This window comes from Streptomyces sp. SID5469, assembly GCF_009862865.1.
GTDB lineage: Bacteria > Actinomycetota > Actinomycetes > Streptomycetales > Streptomycetaceae > Streptomyces > Streptomyces avermitilis.
In genome coordinates this window covers 3,912,064-3,933,610 of sequence record NZ_WWIN01000001.1, presented here as the reverse complement: position 1 = coordinate 3,933,610, position 21,547 = coordinate 3,912,064, and the positions used below count along the sequence as shown (strand labels likewise).

Here is a 21,547-nt window from a genome sequence, read left to right as displayed (position 1 = left end):
ATGGCGATACCCGAGGACACGACGACGCAGGCGCCGGATCCGGAGCCCGCGGACGCGGTGGAGGACACGGCGGCGGCGGGCTCGGCGGCCCCCCGCCGCCGCGGTGGCGGGCTGTGGCGCAACCGGGACTTCCTGGTCTTCTGGACCGGGGAGACCCTCTCCCTGTACGGCACCCAGGTGACCACCCTCGCGCTGCCGCTCGCCGCCGTGCTGGTCTTCGACGCCAGCGCCGAGGAACTCGGTGTGCTGCGCTTCCTCCAGCTCGTGCCGTTCCTCGGGCTCGCCATGCTCTTCGGCGTCTGGGTGGACCGGGTCCGCAAGCGCCCGGTGATGATCGGTGCCAACGCGGCCCGCATGGTGCTGATCGGCCTGGTCCCGGCGCTCTCCGCGGCCGACGTGCTCAACCTGCCGCTCCTGTACGCCGTCGCGTTCGGCATCGGCGTCGCCCAGGTGCTGTTCGACGTGAGCTGGATGTCGTACGTGCCGGTGCTGGTGAAGGACCGACGCCACCTCGTGGAGGCCAACACCAAGCTCAGCACCACCTCGTCCTCGGCCGACGTGGCCGGGCCGGGTGTCGCGGGCGTGCTGGTGAACGCGCTGACCGCGCCGACGGCCATGGCGGTCAACGCCGTCACCTACCTGCTGTCGATCGTCTCGCTGCTGGCCATCAGGACCCCGGAGCCCCGGCCCGCGAAGCCGGAGCGGCGGCGCAGCATCCGGGCCGATCTCGTCGAGGGCCTGCGCTTCGTGTTCGGCAGCCGGCTGCTGCGGGCCATCGCCCTCGTCGGCTGCGCCTGCAACTTCTTCAGCGTGATGATCCTGTCGCTGTTCCTGCTCTACGCCGTGCGCGGGCAGCATCTGTCGGCGGCGACGATCGGCCTGGTCCTCGGCGTCGGAGCGGTCGGCGGACTGGCCGGCTCGGCACTGTCGGGCACGGTGATCCGCCGGGTGAGCGTCGGCAAGGCCTACCTGGTCTCGGTCTCCGGGATCTTCGTCGCCCCGCTGCTGATCCCGGCCGCGGGCGGCTCCAAGCTGATGGTGACGGGCGTCTTCATCGCCTCGTTCCTGGTCTTCTACGCCTCGCTCAGCGTCGCCAACGTGGTGATCGTCAGCCTGCGGCAGACCATCACGCCGGACCCGCTGATGGCCCGGATGACCGCGGCGATGCGCACGCTGATGCACGGCGGCGGCGCGCTCGGCGGTCCGGTCGGTGGTCTGCTGGCCGGTGCGCTCGGACTGCACGAGGCCCTGTGGCTGGCCGCCGTGCTCTCCGCCGTGATGCTGGTCCCGATCGCACTCTCCCCGGTCAGCCGCCTCCACGAGATGCCGGCCCCGGCACCCGTTCCGTAAATCCGCACCACCCCAACAGCGCCCGTACGCAAGGTCATTGCGCCGATCGAGCCGGGTCGAAGGAGGCATGGAAAGACATGAGCCCTGACGTGGACGAGATCGCCGCATGGAACGGCGTGAGCCCGCACGTGGACGAGATCGCCGCATGGAACGACACCGCGCGGGAGCTGCCCGGCGGTGGCGACACCCTGCCCGAGCTGTTCCGTACGCAGGTGTCCCGGACCCCTGACGCCACCGCCCTGGTCTTCCGGGACACCCGCCTCAGCTACACCGAGCTGGACGAGCGCTCGGACCGCCTGGCCCGGCTGCTGGCCGGGCACGGGGCCGCCCCGGACCGGGTCGTGGCCCTGACCGTGCCGCGCTCGGTGGAACTCGTCGTCGCGCTGCTCGCCGTACTCAAGACGGGCGCCGCCTACCTCCCGGTGGACCCGGACTACCCGGCGGACCGCATCGGCTACCTCCTCGCCGACGCCGCCCCGGTCCTGCTGCTCACCCACTCCGACGTGGAGGCGACGCTGCCGCCGGGCGCACGGCCCGAGGGGCTGCCCCGTCTGGTCGTCGACGCACAGGAAGAGCCGCTGGAGCGCGCCCCCTTCGCGCCCGCCCGTCCGCCCGCCGCGCAGGACGCCGCGTACGTCATCTACACCTCCGGCTCCACCGGGCGGCCCAAGGGCGTGGTCGTCCCGCACGCCGGCATAGTCAACCGGCTGCACTGGATGCAGCACGAGTACCGGCTGACCGGCGACGACCGCGTCCTGCAGAAGACGCCCTCGGGCTTCGACGTCTCGGTGTGGGAGTTCTTCTGGCCGCTGATCACCGGCGCCACCCTGGTCGTCGCCGAACCCGGCGGGCACAAGGACCCCGCCTACCTGGCCGAGCTGATCCGGGGCGAGCGGATCACCACCGTGCACTTCGTCCCGTCGATGCTCCAGGTGTTCCTGGACGAGCCGGCCGCGGCGCTCTGCACCGGCCTGCGCCGGGTGGTGTGCAGCGGTGAGGCGCTGCCGGTCGAACTCGCCGACCGCTTCACGGCGTCGCTGCCCGGCGTGCCCCTGCACAACCTGTACGGCCCGACCGAGGCATCGGTCGACGTCACGTACTGGGAGTACACCCCCGAGCCCGGCGCCACCTCGGTGCCGATCGGCCGGCCCGTGTGGAACACCCGCCTGTACGTCCTGGACGCGGCGCTGCGCCCGGCCGCGGTGGGGGAGACCGGCGAGCTGTATCTGGCCGGGGTGCAGCTGGCGCTCGGCTATCTGAACCGCCCCGGCCTGACGGCGGAACGCTTCGTCGCCGACCCGTACGGGCCGCCGGGCAGCCGTATGTACCGCACCGGGGACCTGGCCCGCCGCCGCCCGGACGGCGCGCTGGACTACGTGGGACGCGCGGACCACCAGGTCAAGATCCGGGGCCTGCGCGTCGAACTGGGCGAGATCGAGGCGGCCCTGGCCCGGCATCCGGCGGTCTCCGGGGCGGCGGTGCTGGTCCGGGAGGACCGGCCGGGCGACAAGCGGCTGGTGGGCTATGTGGTCCCGGCGCCGGGCGGCACGGTCGACCCGGCCGAGCTGCGCACGCTCGCCGCCACCACGCTCCCCGACTACATGGTGCCGTCGACGGTGGTCGTGCTGGAAAGCCTGCCGCTCACCCCGAACGGCAAGCTGGACCGCAAGGCGCTGCCCGCTCCGCCCGACGCCGCCGCCGCTCCCGCCCGGGTCGCCCCGCGCACCCCGCAGGAGGCCCTGCTGTGCGACCTGTTCGCCGAGGTGCTGGGCCTGTCCGAAACGCAGGTCGGGGTCGAGGACAGCTTCCTCGAACTGGGCGGCCATTCGCTCTCCGCGATCCGGCTGGTCAGCCGCATCAGGGCGGCCTTCGACACGGATCTGAAGGTCCGCCAGGTCTTCAAGACCCCCACCGTGGCGGCCCTGGCCGCGTGCCTCGCGTCGGCGGGGCGCTGACGCGTACGACGCGTACGACGACGCGAACGACGCGAACGAAAGGACAGAACATGGACACGAACCCCTTCGAGGACGACACCGCCTCGTACGTGGTCCTGGTCAACAACGAGGCCCAGCGCTCCCTGTGGCCGTCGTCCCTGCCCGTACCGGCCGGCTGGACCGTGTCCTTCGGGCCGAACACCCGCCGGACGGTTGTGGCCCACATCGAAGGCGACTGAGGCGGACGCGAGGCCGCGAAGGCGGCCGGGTGACGCCACAAGGCGAAGGCCCGTGTGCCCCAAAGGGGTACACGGGCCTTCTGTTTCCCCAGGAACCGGACGTTCGGGCTCGGGTCAATGGGCCGGTGAAAGTCGGGTTCCGTCGGCGGCGGTCGACGGTTAGGGGTGTGTCAGACCGCTGCCTTGGGGTCCTTGGAGAGACGGGGAGCCGGGACGGTCTCCTTGGTCTCCGGGTAGTGGCACGCCGTCAGGTGGCCGGCGTTGTTGCCCTCGACCTGGACCAGCGGCGGCGCCTCCGAGGCGCACTTGTCCGTGGCCTTCCAGCACCGCGTACGGAAGCGGCAGCCGGACGGCGGGTTGATGGGGGACGGCACGTCACCGGTGAGCCGGATGCGCTCGCGGGCCTCGCCGTCCTCCACCGTGGCCTCGGGGACCGCGGAGAGCAGGGCGCGGGTGTAGGGGTGGCGCGGGTTCTCGTACAGGTCCGCACGGTCGGCGATCTCCACGATCTTGCCGAGGTACATCACCGCGACGCGCTGCGAGAAGTGACGCACGATCGCGAGGTCGTGGGCGATGAAGACGAACGCGATGCCCAGGTCCTTCTGAAGGTCCTGGAGGAGGTTGACCACCTGGGCCTGGATCGACACGTCGAGCGCGGAGACCGGCTCGTCGGCCACGATCAGCTTCGGTTCGAGGGCCAGCGCCCTGGCCACACCGATGCGCTGGCGCTGGCCGCCGGAGAACTCGTGCGGGAAGCGGTTGTAGTGCTCGGGGTTGAGGCCGACGATCTCCAGCAGCTCACGGACCCGCTTCTCCCGGCCGCCGCTCGGCTGGATCCCGTTGATCTCCATCGGACCCGCGATGATCTTGCCGACCGTGTGTCGCGGGTTCAGGGACGCGTACGGGTCCTGGAAGATCATCTGGATCTCGGAACGGACCGGCGCCAGCTTCTTGCGGTCCGCGTGCGTGATGTCCTGCCCGCGGTACGAGATCTTGCCGCTCGTCGGCTCCAGCAGGCGCGTGATCAGCCGGCCCGTCGTCGACTTGCCGCAGCCGGACTCGCCGACCAGGCCGAGGCTCTCGCCCTCGGCGACCTGGAAGTCCAGTCCGTCGACGGCCTGCACGGCGCCGACGGTCCGCCGGATCGGGAAGCCGCCCTTGATCGGGAAGTGCTTGGTCAGCCCGGAGACGTCCAGGAGGGGGGTGGTGGTGCTCATGGTGGTGGAATCCCGTCTTTGCGTCAGTTGGCCGGGCTGGCGGCCAGGTCGGCGAAGAACGCGCGGCGCTGGTCGGCGGTCAGATGGCAGGCGGCCCCGCGACCGTCCGTGATCTCCAGCGGCGGGCGCTCGGAGGAGCAGCGCCCGTCCTCGACCTTCTCGGCGAAGCTGCACCGGGGGTGGAACCGGCAGCCGGACGGCGGGTTCAGCAGCGAGGGCGGCGAACCCGGGATCGGCGTCAGCGGTACGTCGACCGGTCCCTCCAGGCTCGGCATCGAACCGAGCAGACCCCACGTGTACGGGTGCTGCGGCGTACGCAGCACCTCCTTCTTCGTCCCGCGCTCCACGCACCGGCCGCCGTACATCACCAGCACGTCGTCCGCGATGTCGGCGATGACACCCAGGTCGTGCGTGATGAAGATGATCGCCGTGCCGAACTCCTTCTGGAGGTCCTTGAGCAGGTCCATGATCTGGGCCTGCACGGTGACGTCCAGAGCCGTCGTCGGCTCGTCCGCGATCAGCAGCTCGGGGTCGCAGACCAGGGCCATCGCGATCATCGCGCGCTGCCGCATACCGCCCGAGAACTGGTGCGGGTAGTCGTCCACGCGCACGTCGGGCTGCGGGATGCCGACCCGGGTCAGCATCTCGATGGCCCGCGCCCGGGCCGCCGCCTTGGAGCAGCCGGTGTGCTTGCGGTACGTCTCGCCGATCTGCTTGCCGATGGTGTGGTACGGCGACAGGGAGGTCAGCGCGTCCTGGAAGATCATCGCCATCTTGTTGCCGCGCAGCTTCTCCAGAGTCTTCTCCGAAGCGCCGTTCAGCTCCTCGCCGTCGAGGGTGATGGAGCCCTCGACGGCGGTGCTGTCCGGGTTGTGCAGGCCCAGGATGGTCAGGTTGGTGACCGACTTGCCGGACCCCGACTCACCCACGATGCCCAGCGTCTTGCCGCGCTCGAGGTCGAAGGAGAGGCCGTCGACGGCCTTGACGGTGCCGTCCTCGGTCGAGAAGTGCACCTTCAGGTCCTGCACGGACAGGAAGGGTCCGGTGGCCTGAGGGTTCCGCTCGCCGGCGGGCTTGGTAGCGGTGCTCTTCACGAGTGCGCTCCTGGATGGTGTTGCGTGGGAGGTCGGTTGGGGGCAGGAGTGGGAGCGGGGTCAGGCGAGCCGGATCCGCGGGTCGATCAGGGCGTAGACGGCGTCCACGACGATGTTCGCGATCACCACGAAGGAGGCGGTGATCACCATGATGCCGAGCAGCATGGGCAGGTCGTTGTTGGTCACGGCCTTGATGGCGAGCATGCCGATGCCCTGGAGGCTGAAGGTCTTCTCGGTGATCATCGCGCCGCCGAGAAGGACGCCGAGGTCGATGCCGAAGATGGTGACGATCGGCCCCATCGCGCCGCGCCAGGCGAAGCGGAAGAAGACGTTTCGGCGGGACAGACCCTTGGCCCGGGCCGTGCGGACGTAGTCCTCGTTGAGCTGCTCGACCAGTTGGGAGCGCGTCATACGGGTGTAGTTCGCGGTCCAGATCAGCGACAGGACCAGCCAGGGAAGGAGCAGCCCGTTGGCCCAGGAGGCCGGGTTCTTGGTGAAGTCCGTGTACGACGGCTGGTCCAGGATCTGCCACTGGTACACGAAGCAGTAGAGGGCCAGGGTGCCGACGAAGTAGATCTGCATCGACGAGGCGACCAGCGACGCGCCGCTCGCGACCTTGTCGAGCGCCTTGCCCTGCTTGACGGCGGCGATCATGCCCGCGCCGATACCGCCGATGAGGAAGACGACGGACGAGCCGAGGGCGAGGGAGGCCGTGGTCGGGAACCGGTCCATGATCGTGCCGAGGACGGACTCGCGGTTGACGAACGAGTAGCCCAGGCACGGCGCGTCGCAGTGGCCGTAGGAGCCGTAGTCCCGGCCGAGGAAGATCCCGGTCAGCCAGTGCCAGTACTGGACCGGCAGCGAGTCCGTGATCCCCATGTTGTGGCGGATCACCTCGAGCGTCTCCGGGGTGCAGAGCTTGCCGCAGGCCAGCCGGGCCGGGTCGCGCGGCACAGCGTAGAAGAGCATGAACGTGATCGCGCTGATGACGACCAGCGTGATCACGGCGCCGAGGAGCCGGCGGGCGAGGAAGCGAAGCATGGGGAGTGGCTTTCCTGGGATGGGCCGTCGTGCGGAGCGTGGTCGGACCGGGAGGTACGAGGGGCCACGAAAGGCGGGCCGAAGGAGTGGGGCGGCCCCGGGCCGCCCCACTCCTCAGGTATGGATCAGGACTTGACGTACATCTTGTAGAGCATGCAGCCGTCGAAGTTCGGGTCCATCTTCACGTTGCCGAGCTTGGAGCCGTGGAGGTAGATGCGCTTCATGTACACATCGGGGATGAACGCGCCGATCTCCGTGACCTGCTTGTCCAGGGCCGCCCACATCTTGTTGGCCTTGGTCTGGTCGGTCTCGAGCGTCGCCGCCTTGATGGCGGCGTCGACGGCCGGGTCCTTGAGGTGCGAGTAGTTCTGACCCTGGTCGACGACGTTGGCGCTGTCGAACAGCGGCTGGAACACCGAGTAACCGGTCGGCCAGTCGGAGGACCAGCCACCCCAGTAGACGTCGAACGGGTTGTCCAGCTTGCCGATCTGGTCGTACCAGGTGGTGGAGTCGATGGCCTTGGTGACCACGTCGAAGCCCGCCGCCTTGAGGGCGTTCTCGATGACGACCGCGATCTTCGGCTGGACGTCGTCCTGCTGGTAGGCGTAGACGATCTTCTGCTTGGTCTTGCCGGCCTTGTCGAGGATCTTCTTCGCGGCCTTCGGGTCGCCCGCGGGGGTCTTCAGCTTGCCCCAGACGTCCTGCGACTCGTAGCCGGCCACGAGCGGGCTCATGATGCCGGTGGCGTAGTCGCCACGGTGGACGCCGCCCATGAGCTGACGGATCTGCGCGGTCGGCCACGCCTTGATCAGGGCCTCACGGACGGCCTTGTCCTTGACCCGGGTCGTGTTGATCCAGTAGACGCTGACACCGCTGCCGAGCTCCTCGAAGACGCGGTCCTTGGCCTCGGTCGTGGCCTTCTGGATGCGCTCCTGCGGGATCGTGCGCCAGCTGACGGCGTACTTGTCCTTGCCGGCGTCCGCGATCAGGCGGTCGACGGCCGTCAGCTGCTCGATGCCGAAGGTGAAGTCGAACTGGTCCGGGTAGGCGTTGCGGATCGGGTCGGTGTCCGCGTCCCAGTGCTCGTTGCGGACCAGGACCATCGACTTGTCCGTGACGTGGGACTTCACCCGGTAGGGACCGTTGGAGACCGGCTTCTTGTCGTAGTCCTCCTTGGTGTCCTTCTTCACCGGGGTCGGCGCGTAGGAGTGCATCGCGACCACGTAGTTGAAGTCGGGGCGCGCCTCGGAGAGGTGGAAGGTGATCGTCTTGCCGCTGGTCTCGATCGACTTCAGGTGCTTGCCCTTGTACGGGCCCGAGTACGACTTGCGGTAGTTCTGCGAGCCCGTCAGCCACGCCTGGACGTAGAAGGCGCCCTCGGTGATGTAGCTGGCGAAGGCGCGCTCGATGCCGTGGCGCACGTCGTCGACGGTGACGTCGGCGCCGTTCTCCCACTTGACGCCGTCCTTCAGGGTGAAGGACCAGGTCTTGCCGCCGTCGGACATCTTGCCCGTGTCGGTGGCGAGGTCGCCGACCAGGGTCATGGTGCCGTCATCGCCGACCTTGTAGCCGGTCAGGGTGCGGGAGAGGACGATCGCGGCGAGCGAGTTCCAGGCGTAGTAGATGCGCTGGGGGTCGAGGTGCGAGAAGTCGTCGTCGTTCAGCAGGTAGGCGGTGCCGCCCTTCTTCGCGCCGGGGACCTCGGGGGCCGGGCCCTTGGAGTCGGCCGCGGTGCCGATCTTGACCGTGGTCGTCTTGGCCTTGGCGGCGTCCTGCTTGCCGCCGCCGGAGCCGCCGCTGGAGTCACCGCTGCTGCACGCGGACAGCACCGAGCTCGACGCGGCGACAACGCCGGTGGCTATCAGGAAGTTTCTGCGCGAAAAAGACATCGCATCCTGCCTTGGAAGTGAGAGTGATGAGAGAAGCCCGGCACCTGGCGTCGTTGCCGTGGTCCTGAAAAGGGCCGGAGATCAGCGCTTGGTCTTCGGGTCGAGCGCGTCGCGCATCGAGTCGCCGAGGAGGTTGAACGCCAGGACGAAGATCACCATCGTGATGCCCGGGAAGAGCAGGTAGGTGATGTCGTCCTGGTAGACGTCGGCGGCGCGTCCGAGCATGACGCCCCAGTCCGGAGTCGTTTCCTTGACGCCGACTCCCAGGAAGGCGAGTCCCGCTTCCGTGGTGACCATGGTCGGCAGGAGCAGCGTTGCCTGGATCAGGATCGGGGTCCAGAGGTTGGGCAGCAGTTCCTTGAAGATGATTCGCGCCGGAGACGCCCCCGTGACCTTGGCGGCCTCGACGAACTCCCGCTCGCGCAGGGCCAGCACCTGGCCGCGCAGAAGACGGGCGATGGAGGCCCAGCCGAAGGCGGTGAGGACGCCGATGAGGGAGACCACGGTGAGCCAGGTCGGCGTGTTCTCGTCGGGTGCCACGAACAGGGCGAGCACGACGGGGGTGAAGGCGACGAAGAACAGCTGGGAGGGGAAGGCGAGCAGGATGTCGATGACCCGGCCGATGAACCAGTCGGACTTGCCGCCCACGTAGCCGGCGGTGACGCCCACCACGACGCCGATGATCATGACGAGGACGGTCACTGCCGCGGCGATGAGCAGCGAGTTGCGGATCCCGTAGATGAGGAAGGTGAAGACGTCACGCCCGAGGCCGGGTTCGAGGCCGAACCAGAAGTCGGAGCTGATGCCGCCGTTCGGCTTGATCGGGAAGCTGTTGTCACCCAGCAGTCCCGGGGTGTTGATGCCGTACGTCGTGGTCGGGTCCTTGCCGTACAGCGTGGCTATCAGCGGAGCGGCGATCGCGACCACGAAGAAGAAGATCACGACCAGCGCCGAGATGACGCCCGTGCGGTCCCGCTTGAAACGGAGCCAGGCGAGCTGTCCGGGGGACCGGCTCTCGTTGGCCTTGGGAGTGGGAGAAGTGATCGACTTCTCGACACTCTCGTCGGTCACCTCAAGCGGGGCAGCCGCAGATGGAGTTGGGGGGGTCATGGTGCTCCAGGCCCGATGCGGTCAAGGACTCCGCAGGGCGCTCCCTACGGGCTACGCCGGACTTTTTCAACGCAATTCATTCAAGGTCAATAAATTCTCGGTCGCCTTGGTTTTCTCTTTACCTTCTTTACCTCAACTTGACCGACCTGTAGCTACGCGTGTAGCGCGTTGTGACCTATCTGTGTCCTGAAATGGACCAACTACGCGAAACGGTCAATGAGTTCGATATGCGGACTGCCCTGTGTCGAAATGCGTACATCACGGGTGCTGTTTCCAACGGTTCGGCATCGAAGAGTAAAGATCCATTGCGTGGCCATCTGGAGATCATCTCCGCGGCTCCCCGGGTGCGTGCATCCGGATGGTGTACATGCCGAAAGGGCGGGGTGAATGCGCGGTACACGACTTATAGCCCGATATTGACGGGAAGGTACAGCGCACTCCGAGGAGGCACTCCCATGCGTGGAGCCACGCACGCCAAGTGGGCCGCATGCGCGGCGGCGGCAGCCCTCGCGGCGACCGCATGCGGGGGCGGCGGCGGTGGCAGCGCCCCCGGGGTCCTGAGTTCCTCCTGGGGAGACCCGCAGAACCCGCTGGAACCGGCCAACACCAATGAGGTGCAGGGCGGCAAGGTCCTCGACATGATCTTCCGCGGGCTGAAGCGGTACGACGCCAGGACCGGCGCGGCCCAGAACATGCTCGCCGACCGGATCGAGACCTCGGACTCGCAGAACTTCACCATCACCATCAAGGGCGGATGGAAGTTCAGCAACGGGGAGCCCGTCACGGCGAAGTCGTTCGTCGACGCCTGGAACTACGGCGCCGGCCTCGAGCACAACCAGAAGAACGCGTACTTCTTCGGGTACATCGACGGCTACGACAAGGTCCACCCCGAGGACGGCGGCACACAGACCGCGGACACGCTCTCCGGCCTCGCCGTCAAGAACGACAGGACCTTCACCGTCAGGCTCAGGCAGAAGTTCTCGACGTTCCCCGACACCCTCGGCTACGCGGCCTTCGCCCCGCTGCCCCAGGCGTTCTTCGACGACCACGCGGCCTGGGTGAAGAAGCCGGTCGGCAACGGCCCGTACCTCATCGACTCGTACACCAAGGGTTCGAAGATGTCCCTGCGGAAGTGGGCCGGCTATCCGGGTGACGACAAGGCCCGGAACGAGGGGGTGGACCTCCAGGTCTACACCGACAACAACACCGCCTACACCGACCTCATGGCCGGCAACCTCGACCTCGCCGACGACATCCCGGCCGCACAGCTGAAGAACGTGAAGAGCGACCTCGGCGGCCGGTACATCAACACCCCGGCCGGGATCATCCAGACCCTCGCCTTCCCGTTCTACGACAGCAAGTGGAACCAGAGCGGCTCGGACAAGGTCCGCAAGGGCCTGTCCATGGCGATCGACCGCGACCGGATCACCGGCACGATCTTCCAGAAGACCCGCACCCCGGCCGGCGACTGGACCTCGCCGGTGCTCGGCAAGGACGGCGGCTTCCAGGACGGGCTGTGCGGCGACTTCTGCACGTACGACCCGCAGCGGGCCAAGAAGATGATCGACGAGGGCGGCGGCCTGCCCGGCGGACAGGTCAAGATCTCGTACAACGCGGACAGCGGTTCGCACCGGGTGTGGGTCGACGCCGTGTGCAACTCCATCAACAACGCCCTCGGCAACGACAAGGCCTGCGTCGGCAACCCGGTCGGCACCTTCGCCGACTTCCGCAACCAGATCGGCCGGCACAAGATGCCGGGGCCGTTCCGGGCCGGCTGGCAGATGGACTACCCGCTGATCCAGAACTTCCTCCAGCCGCTCTACTACACGAACGCCTCCTCCAACGACGGCAAGTGGTCCGACAAGGACTTCGACAAGCTCGTCGACCGGGCGAACGCGGAGACCGACCGGGCCAAGGCCGTGCAGCTCTTCCAGCAGGCCGAGGGTGTCGTGCGCGACAACATGGCCGCCATCCCGCTCTGGTACCAGAACGGCAGCGCCGGCTACTCGGACCGCGTCTCCGACGTGGCGCTCAACCAGTTCAGCGTCCCCGTCTACAACGAGATCAAGGTCAGCTGAGCCGAGCGGCGGCGGGCACCCCGGGCGCCCGCACCCCCTACCTCCGGAGCCCCCATGGGACGGTACGTGATCCGGCGTCTGCTGCAGATGATCCCGGTCTTCATCGGCGCCACGCTGTTGATCTTCCTGATGGTGAACGTGATGGGCGACCCCATCGCGGGCCTGTGCGGCGACAAGCAGTGCGACCCCGCCACCGCCGCCCAGCTGAAGAAGGAGTTCGGCCTCGACAAGCCCGTGTGGCAGCAGTACCTGACGTACATGGGCCATGTCTTCACCGGCGACTTCGGCACCGCCTTCAACGGGCAGGAGGTCACCGAGCTGATGGCCGACGCCTTCCCGGTCACCATCCGGCTGACGCTCGTGGCCATCGTCTTCGAGATCGTCATCGGCATCGCGCTGGGCGTCGTCACCGGCCTGCGCCGCGGCCGGCCCGTCGACACGGGCGTCCTCCTGCTCACCCTCGTCGTCATCTCGGTGCCCACCTTCGTCACCGGCCTGCTGCTCCAGCTGCTGTTCGGCGTCGAGTGGGGCTGGATCAAACCGTCCGTCTCCCCGGACGCCGCCTTCGGCGAACTGATCGTCCCCGGCCTGGTCCTGGCCTCCGTCTCGCTCGCCTACGTCACCCGGCTCACCCGGACCTCCATCGCCGAGAACAAACGGTCCGACTACGTCCGCACGGCCGTCGCCAAGGGACTGCCCCGGCGCCGGGTGATCACGCGGCACCTGCTGCGCAACTCGCTGATCCCCGTGGTCACCTTCATCGGCACGGACATCGGCGCCCTCATGGGCGGCGCGATCGTCACCGAGCGGATCTTCAACATCCACGGCGTCGGCTTCCAGCTCTACCAGGGGATCCTGCGCCAGAACACCCAGACCGTCGTCGGCTTCGTGACCGTACTCGTCCTCGTCTTCCTGGTCGCCAACCTGCTGGTCGACCTGCTGTACGCCGTACTCGACCCGAGGATCCGCTATGCCTGAACCGAGGGAGCCGGAAGGCGCCATCGCCGCGACGGGCATGGGCGGCGCGATGGACCTCGCCACGAGCGAGGCGGCCACGCTGGAGAGGATTCCGGGCGGCCCCGAGGGCACGGGCCCGCAGGGCAAACCGCGCTCCCTGTGGTCCGACGCCTGGCGCGACCTGCGCCGCAACCCCGTCTTCATCATCTCCGCGCTCGTCATCCTCTTTCTGGTCTTCATCTCGGTCTGGCCCTCGCTGATCGCCCCAGGCAGCCCCCTCAAGTGCGACCTGGCCAAGGCCCAGGAGGGTCCCGCGCCCGGCCATCCCTTCGGATACGACGGCCAGGGCTGCAACGTCTACACACGCACCGTGTACGGGGCCCGGGTGTCGGTCACCGTCGGCGTCTGCGCCACGCTCGGCGTCGCGATCCTGGGCAGTGTCCTGGGCGGACTCGCCGGGTTCTTCGGCGGCGTCCCGGACTCGTTCCTCTCCCGGGTCACCGACGTCTTCTTCGCGATCCCCGTCGTCCTCGGCGGGCTCGTCCTCCTCTCCGTGGTGACCAGCAATACGGTCTGGCCGGTCGTCGGGTTCATGGTGCTGCTCGGCTGGCCGCAGATCTCCCGCATCGCACGCGGCTCCGTCATCACCGCCAAGCAGAACGACTACGTCCAGGCGGCGCGCGCCCTCGGCGCCTCCAACTCCCGGATGCTGCTGCGGCACATCGCGCCCAACGCGGTCGCGCCGGTCATCGTCGTGGCGACGATCGCGCTCGGTACCTACATCGCGCTGGAGGCGACCCTGTCGTACCTCGGTGTCGGGCTGAAGCCGCCGACGGTGAGCTGGGGCATCGACATCTCCGCGGCGTCCCCGTACATCCGTACGGCGCCGCACGCCCTGCTGTGGCCCGCCGGCGCCCTCGCGGTCACCGTGCTCGCGTTCATCATGCTCGGCGACGCGGTGCGCGACGCCCTCGACCCGAAGCTGAGGTGACCGGCGCATGCTGCTCGACGTACGCGACCTGCGGGTGGAGTTCCGGACCAGGGACGGGGTCGCCCAGGCCGTCAACGGGGTCGACTACGGCGTGGACGCCGGCGAGACCCTCGCCGTGCTCGGCGAATCCGGCTCCGGCAAGTCGGTGACCGCGCAGGCCGTGATGGGCATCCTCGACACGCCGCCCGGCAGGATCACCGGCGGGGAGATCCTCTTCCAGGGCCGGGACCTGCTCAAGCTGAAGGAGGAGGAGCGGCGGAGGATCCGCGGCGCCGAGATGGCGATGATCTTCCAGGACGCGCTCTCCTCGCTCAACCCCGTGCTGAGCGTGGGCGACCAGCTCGGCGAGATGTTCGTCGTGCACCGGGGCATGTCGAAGAAGGACGCGCGGGCCAAGGCGGTCGAACTCATGGACCGCGTCCGCATTCCGGCCGCCGCCGAGCGCGTACGCGACTATCCGCACCAGTTCTCCGGCGGCATGCGCCAGCGCATCATGATCGCCATGGCGCTCGCGCTGGAACCGGCGCTGATCATCGCCGACGAGCCGACCACCGCCCTCGACGTCACCGTGCAGGCCCAGGTGATGGATCTGCTGGCCGAGCTGCGGCGCGAGCTGAACATGGGGCTGATCCTCATCACCCACGACCTCGGCGTCGTCGCGGACGTCGCCGACCGCATCGCCGTGATGTACGCGGGCCGGATCGTGGAGTCGGCGCCGGTGCACGAGATCTACAAGGCGCCCGCGCACCCGTACACCAAGGGCCTGCTCGAATCCATCCCGCGCCTGGACCGCAAGGGCAAGGAGCTCTACGCCATCAAGGGCCTGCCGCCGAACCTCATGAACATCCCGCCGGGCTGCGCCTTCAACCCCCGCTGCCCGATGGCCCAGGACGTGTGCCGAACCGACGTGCCGCCGCTGTACGAGGTGGACGACGGGGGCGCGGCTCGGGGAAGCGCCTGTCACTTCTGGCGGGAGTGCCTGCATGGCTGAGCCGATTCTGGAGGTCAGCGGGCTCGTCAAGCACTACCCGCTCACCCGGGGCATCCTCTTCAGGAAACAGGTCGGTGCCGTCAAGGCGGTCGACGGGGTCGACTTCGCCCTCGGGCACGGCGAGACCCTCGGCATCGTCGGCGAGTCCGGCTGCGGCAAGTCGACGGTCGCCAAGATGCTGGTCAGCCTGGAGAAGCCGACCGAGGGGTCGATCAAGTACAAGGGCGAGGACGTCACCAGACTCTCCGGCAAGGCCCTGAAGGCCGTACGGCGCAACATCCAGATGGTCTTCCAGGACCCGTACACCTCCCTCAACCCCCGGATGACCGTGGGCGACATCATCGGAGAGCCGTACGAGATCCATCCCGAGGTGGCTCCCAAGGGGGACCGGCGCCGGCGGGTGCAGGACCTGCTGGACGTGGTCGGGCTCAACCCCGAGTACATCAACCGGTATCCGCACCAGTTCTCCGGCGGCCAGCGGCAACGCATCGGCATCGCCCGCGGGCTGGCGCTGCGCCCCGAGATCATCGTCGCGGACGAGCCGGTCTCCGCGCTCGACGTCTCCGTGCAGGCCCAGGTGATCAACCTGCTCGCCAAGCTCCAGGACGAGTTCCGGCTGAGCTACGTCTTCATCGCGCACGACCTGTCGATCGTGCGGCACATCTCCGACCGGGTCGGGGTCATGTATCTGGGGCGGATCGTGGAGACCGGCAAGGACGCCGAGATCTACGACCATCCGACGCATCCCTACACCCAGGCCCTGCTGTCCGCCGTGCCCGTGCCGGACCCCGAGGCGCGCGAGCACCGGGAGCGGATCATCCTCGTCGGCGATGTCCCGTCCCCGACGAACATCCCCTCCGGCTGCCGCTTTCGCACCCGCTGCTGGAAGGCGCAGGAGCGCTGCGCCCTCGAGGTGCCGCTCCTCGCGGTGCCCGCGGTGTTCCGGTTCACCTCAGGACCGGCCGCCCACGACTCGGCCTGTCACTTCGCGGAGACCGTCCCCATGAGGCACTCCGCGCCGGGGCGGGTGGTGCCGCCGGAACAAGATCCGGAACAAGATCCGGAACAGGGGGCATAACCCCGCAAACAACCGCGAATCTCGTTAACACGCAGGCAACTTGACTGACCCGATACCGATATACGGACGCGTCAGGCTGAACAGCGTACGGCCGTGCGGGTGCCGTAGACCGGCCGGGGCGCGCCATGTCGCCCCGGCCGGTCGCACGCTCAGGCCACGCCCAGCGAGCGCTTCAGGAAGTCCAGCTGGAGCAGCAGCAGGTTCTCGGCGACCGTCTCCTGCGGGGTCATGTGCGTCACCCCGGACAGCGGCAGCACCTCGTGCGGGCGGCCGGCGGCGAGCAGCGCCGAGGACAGCCGCAGGGAGTGTGCGACCACCACATTGTCGTCCGCCAGACCGTGGATGATCATCATCGGTCGGTGCGGCTCGGCCGCGTCCACCAGGCCCGCGTCGTCGATCACCGAGTTCCGCCGGTAGACCTCCGGCTGCCGCACCGGGTGCCCCAGATAGCGCTCCTGGTAGTGGGTGTCGTACAGCCGCAGATCGGTGACCGGGGCGCCCACCACGCCCGCGTGGAAGACGTCCGGACGGCGCAGCACCGCGAGCGCCGCCAGATAGCCGCCGTAGGACCAGCCGCGGATGCCGACGCGGGAGAGGTCGAGCGGGAAGTCGCCGGCCAGCGCGTGCAGCGCGTCGACCTGGTCCTGGAGGGTGATGGCCGCCAGGTCGTCCTTGACCGCCTTCTCCCAGGCCGGGGAGCGGCCCGGAGTGCCCCGGCCGTCCGCGACGACCACCGCGAAGCCCTGGTCGGCGAACCACTGCGAGGTGAGGTGCGGATTGTGCGCGGCCAGCACCCGCTGCCCGTGCGGGCCGCCGTAGGGGTCCATGAGGACCGGTAGGGGCGTGTCACCGGGGTAGTCCGATGGCATAAGCACGGCGCATGGGATTTTCCGTGCGCCCCCTCGTGTGAGCGTCACGCGCGGGGGCAAACCAGGATGTTCGGCATACGAGGGCACGGTCGCCGCCCGCTTGCCCTCGCGCAGCACCTGCACCTGAGTGCCCGGCTGGGCCGGCACCGCCGAGACGAGCACGGTCACGCCCCCGGCGCGCACCGCGGAGTGCACGCCGGGCTCCTGCGAGACCCGCTCCACGCCGAGCTCGTTGACGCGGTACACATGGACCTCGCCGATCTCGGGGGAGGGGGCGGCCTCGCCGGCCGACGCCGCGACCAGCACGTCGTCGGCCGTCACGTCGAGCACCGCCCGTACATGCAACTGCGGTCCTGTCAGCGGCCGTTCACCCACCGCGAGGACCCGCGCACCGCCCTCGTCGGCGATCCGTACGAGCTGTCCGGCGGGGCTCCAGCACGGCACACCGGGGAAAAGATCAAGCCATTGTCGATCTTCGTCGGCGTGCACCATCCGCGTCGTCCCGCTGTCCGGGTCCACGGCCAGGAACAGCTGGCTCAGCTGGTCCCGGGCCTGCACCAGAATGAGCGGCGCACCCGCCTCTGACCAGTGCACATGCGCCAGATAGGGGTACCGCGCCCGGTCCCAGACGACCTCGGTGCGCACCCCGTCGAGACCGATGACGAACAGTCGTACGTCCGCGTTGTCGGTGCCCGCCGCCGGGTAGGCGACCCGCTGCGGCTCCCGCTCGGGGTGCGCCGGATCCGAGATCCACCAGCGGCGTACGGGCGCGTCGTCGACCCGTGCGACGAGCAGCCGGTCGGAGTCCGGGGACCACCAGAAACCCCGCGAACGGCCCATCTCCTCGGCCGCGATGAACTCGGCGAGTCCATAGGAAACCGTCGCCGCGTCCGCCGCGGGCTCCGGCTCCGCGAGCGCCCGGTCGCCCTCGCCCTCGGCGCCGACGACCCGCAGGGCGCCCCCGGCGACGTACGCGATGTGCCGTCCGTCGGGGGCGGGGCGCGGGTCGATCACCGGTCCCGGGACCCGGAGTTCACGTGCCGTGCCGGCCCGCAGTTCGGCCGTGAAAAGCCGCCCTGACAACGCGAAAGAGGCCAACTCCAGCGCCGTGTCGGTGGCGTAGGCGACGATCCCGGCGCCGCCCTCGCGACTGCGTTCGCGGCGCGCCCGCTCCTGCGGCGACAGGCGCTCGGAGGCGCCCCCGAGCAGTGCGCCCGGGTCGGCCGCCAGGCGCTCCCGACCGTCCGGCAGATCGAGGACCCACAGCTTTTGCGCCCGGTCCGTGCCGGACCCGGAACGCAGGAACACCACTCGGGAACCGTCGGGGGCCACGGTGAACGCGCGTGGCGCGCCGAGCGTGAACCGCTGGGTGCGCGCCTGCCGGCGTGGGAAGGAGAGAGGCTCGGTCGTCATGCCCTGACCATATTGGCCATGCGCCCCCTTGTGCGGCTGTGCGCCGATCGATGCGCGCGTACGGATAGTTATGATCACTAGCGGTGGGTGGGTATCAACCTGCTGGCTGCTGTACGGATTTACCGAACCCCAAGTTCGACCCCCATGTCCGACCCCATGTCCCTGGGATCTTTGGAGGTGAGCCGCCGTGGCACTCTCGATTTCGGCGGTGGTGCTGCTGGCGATCATCGTCTTCATCCTGATCAAGAAGTCAGGGTTGAAGGCACCACACGCGATCGTGTGCGTTCTGTTCGGGTTCTATCTCGCGTCCTCGACCGTCGCCCCGACCATCAACGAGCTGACGACGAACATCGCGGGCATGATCGGGAGCATCAAGTTCTGATCGCGCGGGACGTGGGCTCCGAGAGGCAAGCGTGCGGAGCCCGCTCCTGTCCGTCCTGTTCCGGCCCTCCGTAGCGCCCGGCTCCATGAGCCATCTACGGGTCGGGTTCTTCAGCCTTCGGATGCGTACGGCACGAAGGCGGCCCAGGCCTTGGGTGAGAGCGCGAGACGGGGGCTGCTGTCGGCGTGCTTGGAGTCGCGGACGTGGATGGTGCCGGGGGTGGTGGCGATCTCGACGCAGGAGTCGCCGTCGGGGCCGTCGCTGTAGCTGCTCTTGAACCACGCCAGCTCGGATGTATCTCCGGCGGAACCGTTGTGGATCATGTTTCTCCCAGCAGTTGCTCGATGAAGGCCAGCGACTCCCGAGGCGGGAGTGCCTGGGCCCGGATGGTGCCATACCGCAGCTCAAGGATCCGAAGCTGTTTCGGATCTGAGATCGGTCGGCCGTTGTACGCGCCATCGGAACGGCCCACTGCTGTGCCGTCCGAGAACTTCAGCACCTCGATCCTTCCGCTCAGTCCGGGGTGGGCCTCGGAGTTCGTCGGCATCACCTGAAGTGTGACGTTGCGCAACTGCCCTACCTCCAGCAGATGTTCGAGCTGCTGACGCCACACCATTGTGCCTCCGACCGGCCGACGCAACGTTGCCTCTTCCTGAACGAAGCTAAGGGCGGGGGCAGGCGACCGCTCGAAGATCGCTTTCCGGGCCATTCGGGCGGCCATGCGCCGCTCCGCCTCCTCCGGTGAGTAGGCAGGCTGCCAGACCTCGAACAGTGCCCGCGCATGCTCGGGCGTCTGCAACAACCCGTGCAGGCTGAGCCCGACATACACCCCGAGCTCGACCGCCTGCGCCTCCAACTTGGCGATCTCGCGGACGTTCTTCGGGTACCGGACCTTCTTCACGTCCTCCTTCATTGCCGAGAGCAACCCACCCGCCCCCAACAGCTCGTCCGCCCTGTCCAGGAACTCCGGCCGGGGAATCCGCTTCCCGCTCTCGATCTTGTAGACCATGTCCTCGCCGTAACCGACCGCCGTCCCGAAGTCGGCGGCGCGCATCCCCAGGGCCTCCCGCCGCAGCTTCAGCTGCCGTCCCACCGTCTCCACGACGGCGACGCCCCACTCGTCGTCCGGGTCCACCTCCCAACCCGGCTCGTCCGCCTCCTCCTTGAGCTGGACCGCCTTGCCGTTCACCTGCGTCATCCCGCACCCCTCCGTCACCCGAACCGACAGCCCCGACACGACCGGACAACAACCGGACAGTCACCGTACGCAACGGCTCCATCACTGTTCACGGTAGGCGCGGACGGCCACTCTGAGTGACGTGATCCAGAAAACAGCCGCTCCCGAGGCCCGACTCGACCACCCCATCCGCAACTTCAGCGTGCAACTGTCACCCACGCCACGCGGAGCCCGCCTCGCCCGCCTGCTCGCCACCGAGCAGCTCCGCTCTTGGGAACTCCCGTTGGACCCGGCACGCCAACTCGTCGCCGAACTGGCTGCCAACGCGGCCACGCACAGCCGTGTCCCTGGCCGGGACTTCAGGCTCACCCTCTACGTCGTCGGTGACACCCTGCGTATCGAGGTGACCGACACCTGCGGCGACCTCCTGCCCCGCCCCCAAGACCCCACCTCCGACGCCGAGTCGGGCCGAGGCCTCGTCCTCGTCGAGGCGTTCGCCGATCGATGGGGCGTCGCTCAGGGACCGTGCCCGCGCAAGACGGTCTGGGCGGAACTGAACCTCGTACCCCTGGCACCGGACCCCGCCCGCACGTGCTCCGGTGCCAGGGGCGCTCTTCCCAAAGAACTACAAGGGTGAAAGAACCCCCACCAAGCCCCACCCCTCCCGCCCGCGGCACACAGTCACCCGCCCGAGTGAACGTCACCAACTCGGCTGGATTCCAAGCTGGTTGCCTGTCCTACGCTCAGCGCAACAACCGCAGACATGCGACGGCCCCCGCCGGGACGCCAATCCCAGTGCGAGGGCCTGACCACCGAGGAAGTTAGGGCTTCCTGATGGATACGCGAGACCTTAGCGTGCCCCCGCACGCCCAGTCCCGGCCTCCCGCCGACAAACACCCGAACCGGCGGCACTCCCGCACCGGAGACTCCGGCCACGGCGGCCTCACTCACGACAACGCCCGCCACACCACCCGCTTCACGGTGATCGGCAACCACCTGGCCCAGCACCCGGAGCTGTCGGGCCTCGCCATCGGGCTGGCCGTCTACATCCAGTCCCTCCCCGCAGGCGCCCGTGTCGACATCAAGACCCTCGCCGCCCGCTTCCCCGAAGGCGTGACCCGTATCGCCGCAGCTCTGCGCGAGCTGGAGGCCCACGGCTACCTGCGCCGCGAACGTCAACGCATCCCCGGCGGCCGCATCGTCACCCGCACGATCTCCTGCAACCAGCCGGGACGTCGTAGCGAGGGCGAGCCCGTCTGCTCCGCCCCCGCCCGGCCGGTGGCGGCCCCAGAGAGGCGCGAGAAGCGCGCACCCAAGCCCCTCCCCGCCGTACCGCACCCCGCCCAGCCGGCCCCCGCCCTCCTCCAGGCCGCCACGGCCCTCCTCGCAGGCCTCCGCCGCCACGACCCCCGCCTGCTCCTGTCCGCCTGCGACACGGCCCACCTCGTCCCCGGCGTCGCCGCGTGGCTGGAGCGCGACGTGAGCCCCGGCGCCGTACGGCACGCACTCACCAGCGACCTGCCCCCCGAAGGACCGCGGCGCCCGGCCGCCCTCCTCGCCCACCGCCTCGCCGCCCATCTGCCACCCCCGCCCCCGTTCGGCGTGCCTGCACCTCCGCCCCCGGCCGTCCGGAGCCCGCTCCAGACCTGTGACGGCTGCGACCGCGCCTTCCGCGCCCCTGACCCCGGTCTCTGCCGGGACTGCCGATCCGATCTCCGGACGGCCGCCTGATGCGGA

At 68.9% G+C, this 21,547-nt stretch carries 19 protein-coding genes; 11 read left to right on the top strand and 8 right to left on the bottom strand.

The window, feature by feature from the left end:
- The 3 genes from GTY58_RS16545 to GTY58_RS16535 all read left to right on the top strand — a co-directional run bounded on the left by GTY58_RS16545 (position 1) and on the right by GTY58_RS16535 (position 3,523).
- Complete coding sequence (locus GTY58_RS16545; RefSeq protein WP_078234433.1) at positions 1-1,350, top strand: MFS transporter; 1,350 nt, start codon at positions 1-3, stop codon at positions 1,348-1,350.
- Between the two features lie 77 nt (positions 1,351-1,427).
- Positions 1,428-3,305: an amino acid adenylation domain-containing protein gene (locus GTY58_RS16540; protein ID WP_010984586.1), complete on the top strand. Its 1,878-nt coding sequence runs from the start codon at positions 1,428-1,430 to the stop codon at positions 3,303-3,305.
- 50 nt (positions 3,306-3,355) lie between these two features.
- A complete protein-coding gene (locus GTY58_RS16535) occupies positions 3,356-3,523 on the top strand; it encodes an MbtH family protein (RefSeq protein WP_010984585.1) in 168 nt (55 codons plus the stop codon).
- 170 nt (positions 3,524-3,693) lie between these two features.
- Here GTY58_RS16535 and GTY58_RS16530 read toward each other — a convergent pair whose 3' ends face one another.
- From GTY58_RS16530 to GTY58_RS16510, 5 genes are all read right to left on the bottom strand, one after another.
- Positions 3,694-4,740: a dipeptide ABC transporter ATP-binding protein gene (locus GTY58_RS16530; protein ID WP_010984584.1), complete on the bottom strand. Its 1,047-nt coding sequence runs from the start codon at positions 4,738-4,740 to the stop codon at positions 3,694-3,696.
- Positions 4,741-4,763: 23 nt separating this feature from the next.
- Positions 4,764-5,834 (bottom strand): ABC transporter ATP-binding protein, encoded by a 1,071-nt coding sequence (locus tag GTY58_RS16525; RefSeq protein ID WP_010984583.1) that lies wholly within the window; start codon positions 5,832-5,834, stop codon positions 4,764-4,766.
- A 60-nt stretch (positions 5,835-5,894) separates the two neighbouring features.
- The gene (locus tag GTY58_RS16520) at positions 5,895-6,875 is read right to left on the bottom strand and encodes an ABC transporter permease (protein WP_010984582.1); all 981 of its coding nucleotides are present in this window, start codon (positions 6,873-6,875) and stop codon (positions 5,895-5,897) included.
- Between the two features lie 125 nt (positions 6,876-7,000).
- Positions 7,001-8,764 (bottom strand): ABC transporter substrate-binding protein, encoded by a 1,764-nt coding sequence (locus tag GTY58_RS16515; protein WP_010984581.1) that lies wholly within the window; start codon positions 8,762-8,764, stop codon positions 7,001-7,003.
- Between the two features lie 81 nt (positions 8,765-8,845).
- A complete protein-coding gene (locus GTY58_RS16510; RefSeq protein WP_171033185.1) occupies positions 8,846-9,874 on the bottom strand; it encodes an ABC transporter permease in 1,029 nt (342 codons plus the stop codon).
- A gap of 455 nt (positions 9,875-10,329) precedes the next feature.
- On the opposite strand from GTY58_RS16510, the gene GTY58_RS16505 reads away from it, so the two are divergent.
- The 5 genes from GTY58_RS16505 to GTY58_RS16485 are packed head-to-tail and all read left to right on the top strand — an operon-like array spanning position 10,330 to position 15,969.
- Positions 10,330-11,952: an ABC transporter substrate-binding protein gene (locus GTY58_RS16505; RefSeq protein WP_010984579.1), complete on the top strand. Its 1,623-nt coding sequence runs from the start codon at positions 10,330-10,332 to the stop codon at positions 11,950-11,952.
- Between the two features lie 54 nt (positions 11,953-12,006).
- Positions 12,007-12,930 (top strand): ABC transporter permease, encoded by a 924-nt coding sequence (locus tag GTY58_RS16500; protein ID WP_010984578.1) that lies wholly within the window; start codon positions 12,007-12,009, stop codon positions 12,928-12,930.
- Positions 12,923-13,900 (top strand): ABC transporter permease, encoded by a 978-nt coding sequence (locus GTY58_RS16495; RefSeq protein ID WP_037645027.1) that lies wholly within the window; start codon positions 12,923-12,925, stop codon positions 13,898-13,900. The genes GTY58_RS16500 and GTY58_RS16495 overlap by 8 nt, the downstream gene beginning before the upstream one ends.
- Before the next feature lie 7 nt (positions 13,901-13,907).
- On the top strand, positions 13,908-14,891 hold the full coding sequence (locus GTY58_RS16490) for an ABC transporter ATP-binding protein (RefSeq protein ID WP_010984576.1): 984 nt from the start codon (positions 13,908-13,910) through the stop codon (positions 14,889-14,891).
- Complete coding sequence (locus tag GTY58_RS16485) at positions 14,884-15,969, top strand: dipeptide ABC transporter ATP-binding protein (protein ID WP_010984575.1); 1,086 nt, start codon at positions 14,884-14,886, stop codon at positions 15,967-15,969. The genes GTY58_RS16490 and GTY58_RS16485 overlap by 8 nt, the downstream gene beginning before the upstream one ends.
- Positions 15,970-16,118: 149 nt before the next feature.
- Here GTY58_RS16485 and GTY58_RS16480 read toward each other — a convergent pair whose 3' ends face one another.
- On the bottom strand, positions 16,119-18,251 hold the full coding sequence (locus tag GTY58_RS16480; RefSeq protein ID WP_010984574.1) for a prolyl oligopeptidase family serine peptidase: 2,133 nt from the start codon (positions 18,249-18,251) through the stop codon (positions 16,119-16,121).
- Between the two features lie 187 nt (positions 18,252-18,438).
- Between GTY58_RS16480 and GTY58_RS16475 the strand changes: the two genes are divergently transcribed.
- Positions 18,439-18,633 (top strand): hypothetical protein, encoded by a 195-nt coding sequence (locus GTY58_RS16475; RefSeq protein WP_010984573.1) that lies wholly within the window; start codon positions 18,439-18,441, stop codon positions 18,631-18,633.
- Positions 18,634-18,743: 110 nt separating this feature from the next.
- Here the strand turns inward: GTY58_RS16475 and GTY58_RS16470 are convergent, their stop codons facing one another.
- A complete protein-coding gene (locus GTY58_RS16470; protein ID WP_010984572.1) occupies positions 18,744-18,956 on the bottom strand; it encodes a DUF397 domain-containing protein in 213 nt (70 codons plus the stop codon).
- Positions 18,953-19,831, bottom strand: a complete 879-nt coding sequence (locus GTY58_RS16465; RefSeq protein WP_037645030.1) for a helix-turn-helix transcriptional regulator — start codon at positions 19,829-19,831, stop codon at positions 18,953-18,955. Before GTY58_RS16465 ends, GTY58_RS16470 begins: the two co-directional genes overlap by 4 nt.
- A 121-nt stretch (positions 19,832-19,952) precedes the next feature.
- Here GTY58_RS16465 and GTY58_RS16460 point away from each other — a divergent pair, with 121 nt between their 5' ends.
- Positions 19,953-20,447 (top strand): ATP-binding protein, encoded by a 495-nt coding sequence (locus GTY58_RS16460; RefSeq protein ID WP_010984570.1) that lies wholly within the window; start codon positions 19,953-19,955, stop codon positions 20,445-20,447.
- 197 nt (positions 20,448-20,644) lie between these two features.
- Positions 20,645-21,541 carry a DNA-binding protein gene (locus tag GTY58_RS16455; RefSeq protein ID WP_010984569.1) on the top strand — a complete coding sequence of 299 codons (897 nt, stop codon included), beginning with the start codon at positions 20,645-20,647 and terminating at the stop codon, positions 21,539-21,541.
- Positions 21,542-21,547: the final 6 nt, after the last annotated feature.

Excerpts from the sequence above, each read along its gene's own strand:
- GTY58_RS16545 (WP_078234433.1), top strand. The coding sequence starts at position 1 with ATGGCGATACCCGAGGACACGACGACGCAGGCGCCGGATCCGGAGCCC.
- GTY58_RS16540 (WP_010984586.1), top strand. The coding sequence starts at position 1,428 with ATGAGCCCTGACGTGGACGAGATCGCCGCATGGAACGGCGTGAGCCCG.
- GTY58_RS16535 (WP_010984585.1), top strand. The coding sequence starts at position 3,356 with ATGGACACGAACCCCTTCGAGGACGACACCGCCTCGTACGTGGTCCTG.
- GTY58_RS16530 (WP_010984584.1), bottom strand. The coding sequence starts at position 4,740 with ATGAGCACCACCACCCCCCTCCTGGACGTCTCCGGGCTGACCAAGCAC.
- GTY58_RS16520 (WP_010984582.1), bottom strand. The coding sequence starts at position 6,875 with ATGCTTCGCTTCCTCGCCCGCCGGCTCCTCGGCGCCGTGATCACGCTG.
- GTY58_RS16515 (WP_010984581.1), bottom strand. The coding sequence starts at position 8,764 with ATGTCTTTTTCGCGCAGAAACTTCCTGATAGCCACCGGCGTTGTCGCC.
- GTY58_RS16510 (WP_171033185.1), bottom strand. The coding sequence starts at position 9,874 with ATGACCCCCCCAACTCCATCTGCGGCTGCCCCGCTTGAGGTGACCGAC.
- GTY58_RS16505 (WP_010984579.1), top strand. The coding sequence starts at position 10,330 with ATGCGTGGAGCCACGCACGCCAAGTGGGCCGCATGCGCGGCGGCGGCA.
- GTY58_RS16500 (WP_010984578.1), top strand. The coding sequence starts at position 12,007 with ATGGGACGGTACGTGATCCGGCGTCTGCTGCAGATGATCCCGGTCTTC.
- GTY58_RS16495 (WP_037645027.1), top strand. The coding sequence starts at position 12,923 with ATGCCTGAACCGAGGGAGCCGGAAGGCGCCATCGCCGCGACGGGCATG.
- GTY58_RS16490 (WP_010984576.1), top strand. The coding sequence starts at position 13,908 with ATGCTGCTCGACGTACGCGACCTGCGGGTGGAGTTCCGGACCAGGGAC.
- GTY58_RS16485 (WP_010984575.1), top strand. The coding sequence starts at position 14,884 with ATGGCTGAGCCGATTCTGGAGGTCAGCGGGCTCGTCAAGCACTACCCG.
- GTY58_RS16480 (WP_010984574.1), bottom strand. The coding sequence starts at position 18,251 with ATGACGACCGAGCCTCTCTCCTTCCCACGCCGGCAGGCGCGCACCCAG.
- GTY58_RS16470 (WP_010984572.1), bottom strand. The coding sequence starts at position 18,956 with ATGATCCACAACGGTTCCGCCGGAGATACATCCGAGCTGGCGTGGTTC.
- GTY58_RS16465 (WP_037645030.1), bottom strand. The coding sequence starts at position 19,831 with ATGACGCAGGTGAACGGCAAGGCGGTCCAGCTCAAGGAGGAGGCGGAC.
- GTY58_RS16455 (WP_010984569.1), top strand. The coding sequence starts at position 20,645 with ATGGATACGCGAGACCTTAGCGTGCCCCCGCACGCCCAGTCCCGGCCT.